The following is a 15,437-nucleotide window of genomic DNA, read 5'->3' as shown; positions in this document are numbered from 1 at the left end:
CCTTCAACGGCGATCACCACGAGATCTACCTGAGCGATGCCCGCCGCACGGAGCCCGCCAAGCTGAAGACGATCCTGCGGCAGCCGGTGCGCCGGAACACAGCAGAGTAACCCGGAAACGAAAAAGAGGCCGGCATCCGAAGATGCCGACCTCACGCGTGGACCCTAGGAGATTCGAACTCCTGACCTCCTCGATGCGAACGAGGCGCGCTACCAACTGCGCCAAGGGCCCGTGCGGTTTCCTACGATACCACCGCTCGGCACCCAGAAATGACACCGCCCGCCCGAGACGCGCCGGAGTGGCTCAATTGGTGATGTGCGGCTCCCCGCCGGGATCGTTCTCGCCGACGAAACGGTACGGCACCGGCTCCTCGGTCTCGTGCCCGAGCCGCCAGGTGCGCGTGATCCTGCCTTCCGGCTCGTCGTACTCCGTCACGATCTCCGGCTGGTACGCGCCATTCACGTAGTCCAGCTCGATCTCGTCGCCATGGCCGATCATGCCCGGGCCGAACAGCACGGCGGTGTAAGTCGTCTTCTCGCTCATCGCTCACCTCACATCACGGTTCCGGATGCCGCAGGCCGCCGCATCCGACTGACTCCAGACCATACGCCCCTCAGCCCACCCACGGCGAGGTTTCGGCGAACAATCGACTGCGCAGCGGGTGGCGCGGACTGTGCGGCGGGGTGTCAGCCGGCGGCGCGACGGCGGCGCAGCACGGCGTCGAGGTCGCCCATTCCGGGCGCCGCGTCGTTGACCATGCCCATCGCGGCGAAACGGCTGGGGACGGCGGGAGCCGAGGGCGCAGCCGGTGCGGCCGGGCGGGCGAGGGCGGTGACCGTGGCGGCGGGTGCGGCCGTCTCGGCGTCGAGTGCAGCAGCCTTCTCGAGCAGGGCGGCGCGGGCGGCGGCGCGGCGCAGCTCGGCGGCTGCGTCGACGGAGGCCCGGGCGGCCGCGGCGACGGATCCGCGCTCGAGGTAGGCGGGCTTCGGCAGCGGGCGCGGGGTCCAGCTCTGCGGCGCGGAGGCGCGCGGGGCGAACTCGACGGGGGTGAAGCGGGCGGGCGCGGCCGGCGCAGCGGGCGTGGCGCGGGCGATCTTCGCGGCGACACGGCCGGCCTTGGCCAGCGAGCCGAGCGTGAAGAAGGCGGCGACGCCGACGACGAGCCCTCCGCTGAGCAGCACCGCGGGCCCGCCGACGGCGGCCACGATGGCGCCGGCGATCACGGCCACGAGCGAGGCCAGCAGGGCCAGCGCGGTGATGCCGCGCGCCCGGCGCAGGGTGCGCAGCCGAGCGCGGGCGATGAGAACGGGGTTGGCGGCGACGCGGGCGGCCTCGGCCCGCACCTTCTCGATGCGCAGGGCGTCCTCGGCGCGGCGGGTCGTCGCGGCGGCGGCGGCCTCGGCCTTGACCAGCTCGCGGGCGGCGTTCTCACGCTCCCGCAGAATCTTGGATTGGGTGACGGCTGCCCTGGCGGTCGCCTCGACGGCGATCTGCTGCGGTGCCTCGGCGGTCTCGGCCAGCGCGCGCAGCGTCTGCTGCAGCCGCACGGCGTTGCGTTCGCTCGTCAGATACTGGCGGCGGTGCAGCCACGTGGGCAGCAGGTAGGCAAGCCAGAGCACGGCGGCCGCGGCCACCAATACTCCCCCACCCAGCGCATCTGCACCCATAGTCTCTAAGTTAGGGGGAATGCTGCATACCGCGCGACTAGCGTGGGGCGTGTCTTCAGGTTTTTCCCAGATTACCCCTGTTCTGGGTGCCGGCCGGCCCCGTTCAGCTGCGCGCGCGGGGCAGCGGTTCGGCGGCACGCCGGGTGTCCGCCTCCGGAATGGCCGCGGCATCCCCCGGGACGAGCCCGTTCTTCCAGCGCTCCAGAACGCCCCAGCGCAGCTCCTCGCGCACGAGCGCGAAACAGAAGTGGTCGCGCCAGTCGCCGTCGATGTGGATGTAGCGCCGCCGCAGGCCCTCGTAACGGAAGCCGAGTTTCTGCACCACCCGCAGGCTCGGGCCGTTCTCGGGGCGGATGCAGATCTCCATGCGGTGCAGTCCGAGCTGGCCGAAGCAGTAGTCGGTCGCCAGCGCGACCGCCATCGGCGTGATCCCCCGGCCGGCGAAAGACTCCGCCACCCAGTAGCCGAGCGTGGCCGAGCCGAGCGAGCCGTAGCTGATCGAGGAGACGTTCAGCTGCCCGGCGAGCTGCCCATCGCATTCGATGACGAAGGGCAGGCCGTGGCCGCCCCGGGCATGCGCCAAGAGATTGCGGATGCCGGAGCGCATGTCGAAGGAGCCGACACCGCCCGGGTTGGTGGCCTCCCACTTGCTCAGCCAGCTGCGGTTGTCCAGCAACAACTTCTCGAGTGCGCGCGCGTCACGCAGGCGGATCGGGCGCAGGGTGACTGCGCCCTCCCGCAGCGTGGGCAGCACCATGGGTCAGGCCAGGTCGCCGACGAACTGCTTGAGCCAGACGCGCAACTCCGGGCCGAGGTCGTCGCGGTCGACGGCGAGCTGCACGATGGCCTTGATGTAGTCGAGGCGGTCGCCCGTGTCGTAGCGGCGGCCGCGGAACACGACGCCGTAGACGCCTCCGGTGTTCTCGGCATCCGCGGCCATCACCTCGAGGGCGTCGGTCAGCTGGATCTCGCCGCCCTTGCCGGGGGGCGTGCTCTCGAGCACGTCGAAGATCTCGGGCTTCAGCACGTAGCGGCCGATGATCGCGTAGTTCGACGGCGCTTCTTCGGCGCTCGGCTTCTCGACGAGGCCGGTGATGCGCACGACATCCGGGTCCTCGGTGAGCTCGATCGCCGCGGCACCGTACAGGTGGATGTTCTCTGGCTCGACCTCGAGCAGCGCGACGATGGTGGCGTTGCGCGCCACCTGCTCGTCGAGCATGCGCTCGAGCAGCACATCGCGGGCGTCGATGATGTCATCGCCGAGCAGCACGGCGAACGGGGCATTGCCGACGTGCATCCTGGCCCGCAGAACGGCGTGGCCGAGGCCGAGCGGGTCGCCCTGGCGCACGTAGTGCATGTCGGCCAGCTCGGTGGACTCCAGCACCTTTTCCAGGCGCTGGAGGTCGCCCTTCTTCTCCAGCGTCGCCTCGAGCTCGGTGACCCGGTCGAAGTGGTTCTCGAGCGCGTTCTTGTTGCGCCCCGTGATCATCAGAACGTCGTGCAGGCCCGCGTTCACGGCCTCCTCGACGACGTACTGGATGGCGGGCTTGTCGACGACGGGGAGCATCTCCTTCGGCATCGCCTTGGTCGCCGGCAGGAACCGGGTCCCCATTCCTGCGGCGGGGATGACGGCTTTGGTTGCACGAACACTCATACCGGCAAGCGTACCCACTCCCCCACACGGGCGCGCGACCGCCCTCAGTTCAGGGGGCGGCGTGTCCCGTCTGGGCGTTCCTCCAGCCCGGTGGAGGCGCAGCGCCTAAGATGGGGCCATGTCCCCCGATCCCACGTTGGCCAAGCGCGCACTGCGCGCCGAGCTCCGCGAGCGGCGCCAGAACCTCTCGCAGCGCGAGCGCGACATTGCCACGGCCGGGCTGACCGCGAACCTCGAGGCCATCACCACCGACCTCTCCGCCCGGTCCATCTCCTGCTTCCTCTCCACCCCGATGGAGCCGAACACGCGCCCGTTCATCAACTGGGCCGAAGCGCAGGGCATCCGCGTGCTATTCCCCATCTCGCGCGACGACGGCCTGCTCGATTGGACGGTCGGCGAGGAGAGCGTCGAGACCGAGGGCCTCTTCGGCATGCCGGAGGCCGTGGGCGAGCTGCTCGGCCCGATCGCGATCAACGATGTCGACCTGATCATCGTGCCGGCGGCATCCGTCGACAAGTCCGGCATGCGCATGGGCTGGGGACGCGGCTATTTCGACAAGACGCTCGGCTCGATGGAGAATTGTCCTCCGGTGTATGCGGTCATCTTCGACAGCGAGTTCGTCGACGAGGTGCCGCGCGAGCTGCACGACCAACCGGTCAACGGCGTCGTCACCCCCACCCGCATCGTCAGTTTCTAATCCTCTGCCGCACACGCGGCGCCACCCCGCATCCACACAGCACGGAGACTCAGTGCCCACCTATTCCTACCGTTGCACCGAGTGCGACAACGCCTTCGACATCCACCAGGCCTTCACCGACGACTCGCTGACGGTGTGCGAGGTATGCAGCGGCAAGCTGCGCAAGGTGTTCAACAGCATCGGCGTCACCTTCAACGGCAGCGGCTTCTACCGCACAGACTCGCGCTCCGGCGGCGGCTCGCTGCCCGCGACGCCCTCTTCGACGAACGCCGGCACGTCTGCACCGGCGGCGGCCGCGCCCTCGGCTAGCGTTTCCAGTGGGTCATCGGCGCCGAAGAGCGCCGCGCCCTCCAACTAAGCCTCGGCCACCGAAAAGGGGATCGGAACACATGCTCAAGGGATTCCGCGAATTCATCATGCGCGGCAACGTCATCGACCTGGCGGTTGCCGTGGTCATCGGCGCGGCGTTCACCGGCGTCGTCAACTCGATCGTCGCCAACTTGTTCACGCCGCTGATCGGGGCGATCTTCGACGCGGAGAGCCTCGATGAGGCGATGATCCTCCCGCTGCCCGGCGGCGGCGGCCTGAAGTTCGGTGCCGTTCTGGGCTCGATCATCACCTTCCTGATCGTGGCGGCCGTCGTGTACTTCGTCTTCGTGCTGCCCATCAACAAGATGAAGGAGCTGCAGGAGGCCAAGCGCAAGGCGGGCGTCGAGGACGCCGCCGACGTTGCCGCCCCGGTCACCGAGCTCGACCTGCTCACCGAGATCCGCGACGCGCTCGTGGCCAGCGAGGACAAGCAGCTCCGCTAGCTCTCGCCACACGCACACGCGCGCCGACCGCCTTCTGGCGGTCGGCGCGCGTGCGTCTGCGGGCTACCAGTGCGGCGGTTTGTCGGCGCGCAGCCGGGCGTCGTTGGGGCCGGCTGCCGCGGGGCCGGATGCCGCGGCACCCGTGCCCGGCGCATCGAAGACGGTGTCGGCGTGCAGGATCGGCGACTCCGGGCTCGCGTCGGTTCCGGCCACGGGCGTCAACCGGGAGCGGCGGCTGGTTCCTGGAACCTTCTCCACCCACTGCCGGGGGCCGGCGTTCTTGTCATTCATCGCTTCCAGCCTACGCGCCCGCCGGACGGGGGTTCCGACAGGCCCGGCCCGCGGGCGCTAGCGGGAGGGCGTGAAGCCCAGCACGGCCGCGACGCGGGCCGCGACGGCGTCCGGGTCGCTGAACAGCTCGAAGCTGTGCACGCGCAGGTAGTGCCAGCCGAGCCGGCGCAGAACCTCGGGCTTCAGTCGCAGCGACTCGCGCAGGCTGGACGTGCCGACGGCGCTATCCGTCTCCACGACGAGCGCGCGCCCCTCGTGTGAGGCGGCCAGCGCCAGCTTGCCGCGGTGCCCCAGCTCGACCCGGATGCCCATCTTCTGCAGGCGCGCGGCGAGGTCCAGCAGCATCGGCTCGCTGTCGTCGGGCAGGTGCACCTCCGCCTCGCGGGCCTCCGTCTGGCTGAGCACCTGCGAGAGGGCGAGGATTCCGTGGCGCTGCCTGTCCTCGTCGATGTCCTCCGGGCGGAAGCAGGAGACGATGTCCATGGCGCGGCGCGCGCGGGTCATGCCGACGGCCAGCAGGCGGTCGCCGCCCGGCTCGCCGAGGGCCCCGAAGTTGGAGAGCAGGCGCCCGTGCGGGGTGCGGCCGTAGCCGATCGAGAAGATGACCCGGTCGCGGCTCTGCGCCACCGACTGCTCGAGCGTGAGAACGGTGAACGGCTCCGCGCGGTCGCCGAGGATGAAGTCGCTGAGGTCGGTGCGCTTGGCGAAGGCGGCGAGCACCGACTGGTGCACCCGCACGGCGTGCCGGTTGCTGGCGGTGATCACCATGAGCGATTCCCGCGGCCGGTTCATCGCGTGGTCGAGCACCAGGGCGACGACCTCGGCGACCTCGGCGTCCACGCTCTCCACGGCGCCGGTGTCGGCATCCGGCATGCCGTGCCCGCCGCTGACGTAGTGCAGCGCCAGGCTGCCGTGCCCGAGGAAGCTGCCCGCCCAGGGCAGCGAGTCGATGCGGCCGCCGTAGAAGCGTCGGTTCACCAGTTCGGCGAGGTCCTCGCCGCCGGCGCGGTAGCTGCGGGTGAGGGTCAGCGTGGGCAGCAGCTCGCCGAGCCGGGCCAGCGCAGAGTCGGCGTGCAGCGCGTCGACAGCACTGCGGTTCTCCGGCGTCTGCTCCTCGGCTTGCACGGCCGGGGTCTGGTCGGCCAGCGCGGCCTCGCTGATGGCCGTCGCGAACGGGGCCGGCGACTGCGTCACCGGGTCGCCGAAGGCCACCAGCTGCTTGCCGCGACGGATCGCGCCGAGGTTCTCGGCGAAGGTCGTCGCGCCGGCATCCACCAGCATCACGGTGTCGAAGGCGATGCGGTCGGTGATCTCGGCCACCTCGTAGGGCGAGGCGAGCCAGACCGGTGCCAGCACTCGGGAGAGGTGCGGTGCCGCGTCGTGCAGCGAGGCGGGCGTCGTGCGCTCGGTGCGCAGCAGCTGGCGCAGCGCGTCGGCCTCCTCCGGCCAGTCGACGACGCCGATCTTCCACGTCTCGGCCAGCAGCCAGGCCAGCTGGGCGCCGGATGCCCCGGCGTGCGCCTCGTCGACCAGGCGGAAGTCGGCCTCCAGCCTGTCCAGCACGTGCGTGTTCGCGTTCAGCAGCGCCTTGTCGTTGCCGAGCATGGACTCGAGCACGGACTGCCACCAAGCCAGCTCCAGTTCGGCGGCGACGGCGGCCTCCGGCACGTGGCGCTGGGAGAGGTCCATCAGCAGCGGGTCGAGGGCGAGCTCGCGCAGCTGCCCGAGGATCGCGGTGCGCTCCTGCAGGTTGGCGAGCACCTCGGACTCGGCGGCGAGCCCGCTGAGCGCGCTGGTCAGCTCGCCGATGGGGCGCGAGGCCAACTGCCTGGCCGTGCCGGTCACGCCGAGGGGCGCGTCGAGCTTGGCCAGGTCCTCCGCCACCCGGGTGTACGCCACGTGCACATCGGCGATGCCGACGGGCACCTCGGGCGTCGAACCGGCGACCACGTAGCGCTGCCACAGCGTCCGCTGCTGCTGGATGCGCTTGAGCGAGTCGTTCATGTCGGTCACGTGCACGCCGGGGCGCAGGTACTCCTGGGCGAGCTTCTTCAGCCGGCGCCGGTTGGCGCCGGACATCTCGGGCGACTCCCGGCGGGGCGACGTCGCGGCGATGACCTCGCCGAGCGGGCGGTCGAACACGGCGGGCTGGAACTTGTCCAGGCTCTCGCGCATGTCGAGCAGCAGGCGCAGGTAGATGCCGAGCTCCGCCACCGACTCGAAGGGGCGCAGCCGGGTCTGCGAGATGAGCGCGTTCGCGCGCTCCATCAGGCGGGGCAGCTCGACGCGGTCCAGTTGCTTGGCCAGCTCGTGCGTGGCCGTGGCCTCCACCGTCGAGCTGAACGAGGCGCCGTACCAGGGCGAGTCGCCCGGTCCGTAGCGGAACTCGCCGAGGGCGGCGGCCTTGATCAGGGCGTCGGCGGCCGCGGTGCGGTCGTGTGCCAGCGCCTCCAGCGACACCCGGTCGAGGCGGGCGGTCGTCGACGGGGATGTCGGCAGCAGGGCGAGCCTGGCCAGCTCGCCGAGGGCGTCGAGCACCGAGACGCCGAGCGTCGGGTCCTTGCGGGTGAGCGCTCCGCGGTAGTCGAGCAGCACCTTGCGGAGGCGCACCAGGGCGTCGTCGACCTCGCCGACGCTCGGCTGGGCGGCCTTCTCGTTGCGACCGATCGACTGGATGACGTCGCGGCGCAGCGTGCGGCGGGTGACGGCCAGGCCGTTCAGCCCGACCTGGCCGAGCCGGTGCGTGATGCCGTCCAGGGTGGAGCGGCGGGCGCTCACGACGAGCACGCGCTTGTGCTGGCCGACGAGCGCGCCGAGGGCGTTGACGATGGTCTGCGTTCCACCGGTGCCCGGCAGCGTCTTGACCACGAGCGAGTTGCCCGCCGCGATCTGGGCGACGACGTTCTCCTGCTCGGCGTCCGCGTCCAGCAACAGGGTGTCCGTGGCCGGCGGGCGGGCGTCTTGGCTGGGCGGCTGCACCGGCGTGTAGGCGGCCTCGATGGCCTGGCGTGCGGCCGGGTTGCCCGCGATCGCGTCGATGACGGGGTGGTCGAGCACGGCGGCATCCGCCGACATGGTGCTGCCCACCTCGACGAAGGAGGACACGACGAGGCGCGGCATGACGTTGAACCAGGGCAGGTGCGAGGTGAGGCCGCGGAGCCTGTCGATCACGGGCTGCGGCTTGAAGGCGCCGTTGCTGAGGGCCAGCGCGACGAAGGCGTCGGCGTCGAGCGAGATCTGGAACTGCTCCTGCAGGGCGCGGGCCAGCGCCGGGTTCAGGTAGGGGGCCCCGGTGAGTTTCAGCTCGTAGTCGCGGCCGTAGCGGCGGATCGCGAGCGGGCGCAGCAGCACGGGGGCGAGGTACTCCTGGTCGCCGTAGCGCCACTGGGCGAGGCCGATGGCCAGGTGCACCGATTCGAGGCCGCGCATCGAGCGCAGCTCGATGCCGCGCTGGGTGATCACGCCGGCGGCGAGGCGGGCGTTGCGCAGGGCCAGCTCGTCGCGGATCAGGCTGGAGAGCATGGTGGTCTTGCCGGTGATGAACTGCGGCAGCCCGCCGGGGTGGGTCACGCTCAGCTCGATGCGGGTGCGGGTGTTGTCGTCGAAGTGCAGCAGCGGCGAGCGCCCGCCGAGGGCGGCCAGCTCGGTGCGCCAGCGCTCCCAGTCGTTCTCGGCGATGTTGCCGGCGACGAGGCTCGGATCGCCCAGGCTCACCGTGTGCGGCGACGCCGTGCGGGCAGGACCGGGCGCGCTCCCGTCCTCCGTGCCGTCCAGCTCCGACAGGAAGTCTTCGTCTTCGTCGTTCTTCTTATCTACTCGCCACACACCGACACCCTATTTCCCGCGGGGGGCAAAGCCGTGCACGTGAACGGAGTTTCGCTCAAAGACGTCTCCCGGTGAGCGTTCTCCCAGACTGCCCCTATACCCTTGGGGTATCCAAGAAGAAGGAGTTCAGTGAGCGAGAACACCCCCGTCACCGTGATTGTCGGCGGCGTCGCCGGCGGCATGTCGGCCGCCACCAGACTGCGACGCCTCGACGAAGAACGACAGATCATCGTCGTCGAGCGCGGCGAGCACGTCTCGTTCGCGAACTGCGGCCTGCCGTACCACGTCTCCGGCACCATCGCCTCGCGCGACTCCCTGCTGCTGCAGACCCCCGCCGCGCTGGCCCAGCGCTTCCGCCTCGACGTGCGCGTGCACACGGAGGCCGTCGCCATCGACCGCGCCGCCCGCACTATCACGCTGCGCGACGTCGCCACCGGCACGGAGACCAGCCAGCGCTTCGACACCCTCGTGCTCTCCCCCGGCGCGACCCCGAACACCCCGGCCGCTCTCGCCGGCGACGCCCGCGTGCACACGCTGCGCGACGTGGCGGACCTGGACCGCATCATGGAGAGCCTCGCCGCCACGGTCGAGGACGCCCCGCTGCAGAACGCCGTCGTGCTCGGCGGCGGGTACATCGGCGTCGAGCTGGCCGAGAACCTGGTCGCCCGCGGGCTGTCCGTCACGATCGTGCAGCGCGGGCCGCAGCTCCTCTCGCCGCTGGACGCCGAGATGGCCGCGCCCTTCGCCGACCACGTGGTCGAGTCGGGTGTCGCCCTGCGCCTCGGCGTCGAGGTCACCGCCGGCGATGCCGAGTCGCTGACCCTCAGCGACGGCAGCGTGCTGCCCGCCGACCTCGTGTTCTCCGCCATCGGCGTGCGCCCGGCGAGCGGGCTCGCCGCGGAATCCGGCCTCGCACTCGGCCCACACGGCGGGATCCTGGTCGATGAGCTGCACCGCACCTCCGACCCGGCCATCTTCGCCGTCGGCGATGTGGCCGAGAAGACGGATGCCGCCACCGGCGAGCCCCGCCTGCTGCCACTCGCCGGCCTTGCCAACCGGCACGGCCGCGCCGTCGCCGACACCATCGCCGGGCTCGGCTCGTCTCTTCCGGCCACCCCGTCGCCGCGCGCGCTCGGCACCGCCATCGTCGGCTTCCGCGGGCTGACCGCCGCCAGCACCGGCTGGAACGAGCGTGAGCTGCGCGCCCAGGGCCGCCCGGTCCGGGTCATGCACAGCCACCCGCTCTCCCACGCTGGCTACTACCCCGGCGCCCAGATGCTCTCGATCAAGCTGATCGTCGACCCGGCCAGCGACCGCATCCTCGGCGCGCAGGCGGTGGGCCGCGACGGCGTCGACAAGCGCATCGACGTGATCGCGACCGCCATGAGCGCCGGCCTGAGCGCATCCGCCCTGGCCGACCTCGAGCTCGCCTACGCCCCGCAGTACGGCTCGGCCAAGGACCCGGTCAACCTGCTCGGCTACCTGAACCGCAACCGCGCGGCGGGCACCGACGCCACCCTGCAGTGGCACGAGCTGGAGGCGGCGCTGGACTCCGGCGCGTTCCTGCTCGACGTGCGGGCGCCCGGCCAGCTGGCCGAGGGCCTGATCCCCGGCGCCACCCACATCCCGGTGGAGCAGCTGCGCGAGCGCCACCACGAGCTCCCGGCCGGCCGCATCGTCGTGCACTGCCGGGTCGGCCAGGGCGCGCACACCGCCGCCCGGCTGCTGCGCAACCTCGGCCACGACGTCGTCAACCTCGACGGCGGCTACCTCACCTGGCGCGACGCCCAGCGCGCCCATGCGATCCGCGACAACTCCCCCGTTTCCACCCCGACCCCAGAAGGTGCCACACGATGATCGAAATCCAGCCGACCGAACTCGCCGCCATCGACGGCGCCATCATCCTCGACGTGCGCGAGGACCACGAGTTCGCCGAGGTGCGCGCGGCCACCGCCGTGAGCATCCCCATGAGCCAGTTCGTCGAGCGCTTCGACGAGGTGCCGGCCGACGAGACGCTCTACGTGATCTGCGCGGCGGGCGGGCGCAGCGCCCAGGTCGCACAGTACCTGGAGCAGCGCGGCTACGAGGCCGTCAACGTAGCAGGCGGAACCGGCGCCTGGGTCGCCGCCGGCCTGCCCACCCTGAGCGGGGCCCCGGCATGATCGAGACGCCCGCCGACGCCCAGCGTCGCATCCTCAACCGCCTGAAGCGGGCCCGCGGCCAGCTGAACGCCGTGATCGACTCTGTCGAGCAGGGCGCGGACTGCCGCACCGTCGTCAGCCAGCTCTCCGCCGTCACCGGCGCCCTCGACAAGGCCGGCTTCGCGATCATCTCGACCGCGATGCGCGACTGCGTCACCGCGGATGCCGCGGCATCCGCCCCGAGCGACGCGGCCGATCCGGCCGCTCAGCCCCTCACCGTCGGCGAGCTCGAGAAGCTGTTCCTCACCCTCGCCTGATCCATACTGAAATAACGCTCACCCCTCAAGAAAGCGAGCCCATGGCTACCATCGACATCACCGAAGCGACCTTCGACCAGACCATCACCGAGAACGACATCGTGTTCGTCGACTTCTGGGCCGACTGGTGCGGCCCCTGCCGCAACTTCGCCCCGGTCTACACCGCAGCCTCGGAGAAGCACCCCGACGTGGTCTTCGCCAAGGTCGACACCGACGCCAACCAGGGCCTGGCTGCCGCCGCGAACATCACCTCGATCCCGACGCTGATGGCGTTCCGCGACAAGGTGCTGGTGTTCTCCCAGCCCGGCGCACTGCCCGCGAGCGCGTTCAACGAGCTCGTCGACGCCGTCAAGGGCATCGACATGGCCGCGGTGCACGCCGAGATCGCCAAGCAGGACGCGGCCGAGGCCGCACCCGCCGAGGCTGCACCTGCCGAGTAAAGCGGGCAGAATGGGGCGATGCGCCTGCCCTTGGTTGAACTGCACCTGCACCTCGAGGGAACCCTCGAGCCCGAGCTGATCTTCGAGCTCGCCGAGCGCAACGGGGTGCAGCTGCCGTGGCACTCGCTCGAGGAGCTGCGTGCGCAGTACGCGTTCAGCGACCTGCAGTCGTTCCTCGACCTGTACTACGTGAACCTCGGCGTCCTGCGCACCCGCGCCGACTTCGCCACGCTGACCACGCGCTACCTGGAGCGGGCGGCGGCGGCCGGGGTGCGGCACGCCGAGGTGTTCTTCGACCCGCAGGCGCACACCATCCGCGGCGTCGCCCTCGACGACGCACTCGGCGGCGTGCAGGAGGCCCTGCAGGAGGGCGCGCGCACGCTCGGCGTCAGCAGCAGGCTGATCGTCACGTTCCTGCGCGACCGCCCGGCCGCCGAGGCGCTGGCGATCCTCCAGCAGATCCTCGCCGGGCCCGTGCCGATCCACGGCATCGGCCTCGACTCGGCCGAACTCGGCTACCCGCCGGAGCTGTTCGCCGAGGTCTACGCGCTCGGCAGGGCCGCGGGCCTCCGCCTCGTCGCCCACGCGGGAGAGGAGGGCCCGCCGGCCTACGTCTGGACGGCGCTGGACCTGCTCGGCGTCGAGCGCGTCGACCACGGCATCCGCAGCCTCGAAGACCCCGCCCTCGTGCAACGCCTCGTCGACGAGCGGATGCCGCTGACGGTCTGCCCGCTCTCCAACGTGCGGTTGCGCGTCGTCGACACGATCGCCGACCACCCGCTGCCCCGGATGCTGGAGCTCGGCCTCCTGGTCACCATCAACTCGGACGACCCCGCCTACTTCGGCGGCTACATCGACGACAACCTGGCGGCCCTGCAGGAGGCCTTCGGCCTCAGCGCGGCCGAGCGCGCGCTGCTCGCCCGCAACGGCGTCGAGGCGTCCTTCCTCGACCCGGCCGGCAAGGCGGCCCTGTACGCCGACATCGACGCCTGGCTGGCCGCCCAGCTGTAACCGCCAGAGCCAGTTGCGCTCAGAGCCAGGTGCGCTCAGAGCCCGTTGCGCGCAGGGCCAGTTGCGCTCAGAGCCAGTTGCGCTTCTTGAACACCCAGTAGAGCCCGAAGCCCATCGCCGCCATCAGCCCCACGGCGAAGGGGTAGCCCAGGGCCCAGTGCAGCTCCGGCATCACGTCGAAGTTCATGCCGTAGACGCTGGCGATGAGGGTCGGGGCGAAGAGGATCGCGGCCCAGCTGGAGATCTTCTTGACCTCCTCGCTCTGGGCGATGCTCGTCTCGGAGAGGTGGCGCATCTCCTCGTTCTGGCGCTGCCCGACCACCGTCAGGTGCACGGTCAGGGCGTCCTGCAACAGCTGGCGGTAGGTGGCCACCCGGTCGCCGATCGGGATGACGTGGTCGAGCACGTCGCGCAGGTGCCGCTGCAGCTCGAGGTCGACGTTGTACTTGTCGACGCCGCCCTGCAACGCCTCGATCATCGCGCGCAGCGGGGCGATTCCGCGTTGGAACTCGATCACCTCGCGGGAGAGCCCGAAGATGCGCCGGGAGACATCGATGGACTCGCTGAACAGCTCGTCCTCGATCTCGTCGATGTCGTTCTCCAGGCCGGCCACGACCGGGCCGTACTCGTCGACCACCTGGTCGAGCACGGCGTAGAGCACGGCCTCCGGCCCGAAGCGCAGCAGCTCGGGCGCGCCCTCGAGCCGGCGCCGCACGGCGGCCAGGTCCGGTGACTCCGCGTGCCGGATCGTGATGACGAAGTCGGGCCCGACGAACATGTGCAGCTCGCCGAACTCGACCTCCTCCTCCGCGTCGAGGTAGCGGGCCGGGCGCAGCACCACGAACAGGCAGTCGCCGTAGCGCTCGAGCTTGGCCCGTTGGTGCCCGTTCAGCGCGTCGGCGACGGCCAGGTGGTGCAGCCCGAACTCGGCGGCGACGGCGTGAATCTCCTCCGTCGTCGGGCGGTACAGCCCGATCCAGGCGAAGCCGCCGGACTCGCGCATGTCCTCGAAGGTCTCATCGAGGCTCTCCGGGGTCTTCACCCGCATGCCGTCGCGGTAGATGCCGTTGTCAACCAATGCCATGGCGTGTTCCTTCCGAGGCGGAGGGAGCGCTCGTCGGGGCGTTCACCGAACGGCGAGCGGATGCCGCCAGCCCCCAGACTATCGGCGCTATTCGCCCGGGAACGCCTTCGAGCAGGTGCTCTGCGCGCCCGTCTGGCCGGTCAGCCCCGGCACGACGGGCGCCGCGGTCGCGGCCGGGTCGGTGGGGTTCGCGGTCGCGTTGGGGTCGGCGGGCGCGCTCGGCTCGGCGGTCGGCGTCGCACCGCCGCCCTGCAGCTCGACACCGTTGCCCACGGAATCCGGGGCCAGGCTGAACGCCTGGTCGTTCGCGATCATCGCCATCAGCTCGTCGGCCAGGGGCTGCTCCGGCTGCACCTTGCCCGAGAAGTCGGTGGAGTCGACGACGGGGAACTGCACGAAGACGACGTTGTCGAGCGGGATGTCCTTGAGGCTCAGCGCCAGCGCGATCATCGCGGCCGGCTCGGCCAGCGAGGTCGAGAACGTCATGTGGTCGGCGGCGACGCGGGCCAGGCTGTAGAGCTTGGCCGGGTTGTTGAGGGTGGAATCCGAGCGCACCGTGCGCAGCAGCGAGGCCATGAACGACTGCTGGTTCGAGATGCGCGAGAGGTCGCTGCGGTCGCCGATCGAGTAGCGCGTGCGCAGGAACGCCAGTGCCGTGGCACCGGAGATGACGCTCTCGCCGGCGGGCAGGTCGAGGTTCGCCCCCGGGTCCACGAGCGGCGCCGCCAGGCAGACGGGCACCCCGCCGACCGCGTCGCTCAGGGCGATCACGCCGTTGAATGACACGAGACCCGCGTAGCCGATGTCGATGCCGGTGACGCTCGAGACGGTGTTGACGATGCACGCCAGGCCGCCGCGCTCGTAGGCGTCGTTGAGCGGCTCTGCCGACGACTCGCCGAAGGTCTCCCCGGTGTCGGGGTTCGTGCACTCCGGCTGCGGGATCACCAGGTCTCGCGGCAGCGTCAGCGCCACCGCGTTCTGGTGGTCGGCCGACACGTGCAACAGGATGTTCACGTCGTTGAGGGTGGCGTCGCGCACGCCGAAGGCGTCGCCCTGGTTCGCGTCGTTGTCCGTGCCGACGATGAGCATGTTGAAGCCGCCCTCGATGGCGCCGATCCCCGGCGGCGGGGGCGGCGGCGTCGAGCCGGGAAGCGAGATGTCGACGGCATTCGACTTCACCTGGTTGAGCGTGTCGAGGACCGCGTAGGCCCCGACGGCAGCGGAGGCGATGAGCAGAACGGCGAGCGCGCTGGCCGTGAACTTCAGCAGCTCCCGGCCGGCGCTCTGGGGGCGCTGGCGGCCGTGTCGGACGGGTCTCCCCGGCGCGGCTTGCGCCACGTCGTCACCGACCGTCTCACTCACCGCTGGTTCCCTCCGCCATGCCCCGCTGCATCCGTTAAACATGACAATACAGCTCTCGTCCCCCGTTGCGGCTGTACATCTGCCGGTCGCCCAGATGTCGGCGGCTGGCGGATCGCCTAGGGTCGGTTCTAGGCAC

General features: G+C 70.9%; 16 protein-coding genes, 1 tRNA gene and 1 pseudogene. 9 read left to right on the top strand and 9 right to left on the bottom strand.

Annotated elements, in window-relative coordinates; genetic code table 11:
• A pseudogene (locus tag GY24_RS18305) lies at window positions 1-110 on the top strand (GyrI-like domain-containing protein); the annotation flags it as partial.
• Between the two features lie 48 nt (window positions 111-158).
• Here the strand turns inward: GY24_RS18305 and GY24_RS04675 are convergent.
• The 5 genes from GY24_RS04675 to galU all read right to left on the bottom strand — a co-directional run bounded on the left by GY24_RS04675 (window position 159) and on the right by galU (window position 3,321).
• Window positions 159-231: transfer RNA gene (locus tag GY24_RS04675), tRNA-Ala, on the bottom strand.
• Between the two features lie 72 nt (window positions 232-303).
• Window positions 304-543: a hypothetical protein gene (locus GY24_RS04670; protein WP_104474579.1), complete on the bottom strand. Its 240-nt coding sequence runs from the start codon at window positions 541-543 to the stop codon at window positions 304-306.
• 143 nt (window positions 544-686) lie between these two features.
• Window positions 687-1,667 (bottom strand): hypothetical protein, encoded by a 981-nt coding sequence (locus GY24_RS04665; protein ID WP_133161114.1) that lies wholly within the window; start codon window positions 1,665-1,667, stop codon window positions 687-689.
• A gap of 103 nt (window positions 1,668-1,770) precedes the next feature.
• Window positions 1,771-2,424 carry a GNAT family N-acetyltransferase gene (locus GY24_RS04660; protein WP_104474577.1) on the bottom strand — a complete coding sequence of 218 codons (654 nt, stop codon included), beginning with the start codon at window positions 2,422-2,424 and terminating at the stop codon, window positions 1,771-1,773.
• A 3-nt stretch (window positions 2,425-2,427) separates the two neighbouring features.
• On the bottom strand, window positions 2,428-3,321 hold the full coding sequence (gene galU / locus GY24_RS04655; protein WP_104474576.1) for a UTP--glucose-1-phosphate uridylyltransferase GalU: 894 nt from the start codon (window positions 3,319-3,321) through the stop codon (window positions 2,428-2,430).
• 118 nt (window positions 3,322-3,439) lie between these two features.
• On the opposite strand from galU, the gene GY24_RS04650 reads away from it, so the two are divergent.
• From GY24_RS04650 to mscL, 3 genes are read left to right on the top strand one after another with little or no spacing between them, the layout of a single operon-like run.
• On the top strand, window positions 3,440-4,018 hold the full coding sequence (locus GY24_RS04650) for a 5-formyltetrahydrofolate cyclo-ligase (protein WP_083364803.1): 579 nt from the start codon (window positions 3,440-3,442) through the stop codon (window positions 4,016-4,018).
• A 52-nt stretch (window positions 4,019-4,070) separates the two neighbouring features.
• On the top strand, window positions 4,071-4,376 hold the full coding sequence (locus GY24_RS04645; RefSeq protein ID WP_104474575.1) for an FmdB family zinc ribbon protein: 306 nt from the start codon (window positions 4,071-4,073) through the stop codon (window positions 4,374-4,376).
• 31 nt (window positions 4,377-4,407) lie between these two features.
• Entirely contained in the window at window positions 4,408-4,830 is a 423-nt protein-coding gene (gene mscL, locus GY24_RS04640; protein WP_104474574.1) for a large conductance mechanosensitive channel protein MscL, read from the top strand.
• A gap of 63 nt (window positions 4,831-4,893) precedes the next feature.
• Here mscL and GY24_RS04635 read toward each other — a convergent pair whose 3' ends face one another.
• On the bottom strand, window positions 4,894-5,121 hold the full coding sequence (locus GY24_RS04635; protein WP_104474573.1) for a hypothetical protein: 228 nt from the start codon (window positions 5,119-5,121) through the stop codon (window positions 4,894-4,896).
• Window positions 5,122-5,178: 57 nt separating this feature from the next.
• Entirely contained in the window at window positions 5,179-8,946 is a 3,768-nt protein-coding gene (locus GY24_RS04630; protein WP_104474572.1) for an AAA family ATPase, read from the bottom strand.
• A gap of 129 nt (window positions 8,947-9,075) precedes the next feature.
• Here GY24_RS04630 and GY24_RS04625 point away from each other — a divergent pair, with 129 nt between their 5' ends.
• From GY24_RS04625 to GY24_RS04605, 5 genes are read left to right on the top strand one after another with little or no spacing between them, the layout of a single operon-like run.
• Window positions 9,076-10,803, top strand: a complete 1,728-nt coding sequence (locus GY24_RS04625; protein WP_104474571.1) for an FAD-dependent oxidoreductase — start codon at window positions 9,076-9,078, stop codon at window positions 10,801-10,803.
• Entirely contained in the window at window positions 10,800-11,108 is a 309-nt protein-coding gene (locus GY24_RS04620) for a rhodanese-like domain-containing protein (RefSeq protein WP_104474570.1), read from the top strand. Before GY24_RS04625 ends, GY24_RS04620 begins: the two co-directional genes overlap by 4 nt.
• A complete protein-coding gene (locus GY24_RS04615; protein ID WP_104474569.1) occupies window positions 11,105-11,404 on the top strand; it encodes a metal-sensitive transcriptional regulator in 300 nt (99 codons plus the stop codon). Before GY24_RS04620 ends, GY24_RS04615 begins: the two co-directional genes overlap by 4 nt.
• 41 nt (window positions 11,405-11,445) lie before the next feature.
• Entirely contained in the window at window positions 11,446-11,844 is a 399-nt protein-coding gene (gene trxA / locus GY24_RS04610; RefSeq protein WP_083364810.1) for a thioredoxin, read from the top strand.
• A gap of 18 nt (window positions 11,845-11,862) precedes the next feature.
• Window positions 11,863-12,855 carry an adenosine deaminase gene (locus tag GY24_RS04605; RefSeq protein ID WP_104474568.1) on the top strand — a complete coding sequence of 331 codons (993 nt, stop codon included), beginning with the start codon at window positions 11,863-11,865 and terminating at the stop codon, window positions 12,853-12,855.
• A 67-nt stretch (window positions 12,856-12,922) separates the two neighbouring features.
• Here GY24_RS04605 and GY24_RS04600 read toward each other — a convergent pair whose 3' ends face one another.
• Complete coding sequence (locus tag GY24_RS04600) at window positions 12,923-13,939, bottom strand: magnesium and cobalt transport protein CorA (RefSeq protein ID WP_083364812.1); 1,017 nt, start codon at window positions 13,937-13,939, stop codon at window positions 12,923-12,925.
• 87 nt (window positions 13,940-14,026) lie between these two features.
• On the bottom strand, window positions 14,027-15,301 hold the full coding sequence (locus GY24_RS04595) for an LCP family protein (RefSeq protein ID WP_161498683.1): 1,275 nt from the start codon (window positions 15,299-15,301) through the stop codon (window positions 14,027-14,029).
• Between the last annotated feature and the right edge of the window lie 136 nt (window positions 15,302-15,437).

The sequence above is a fragment of the Microterricola pindariensis genome (assembly GCF_002936985.1).
GTDB classification, from domain to species: domain Bacteria; phylum Actinomycetota; class Actinomycetes; order Actinomycetales; family Microbacteriaceae; genus Microterricola; species Microterricola pindariensis.
The sequence above is the reverse complement of the archived record's forward strand: the minus strand, read 5'-3'. Positions and strand labels throughout refer to the sequence as shown.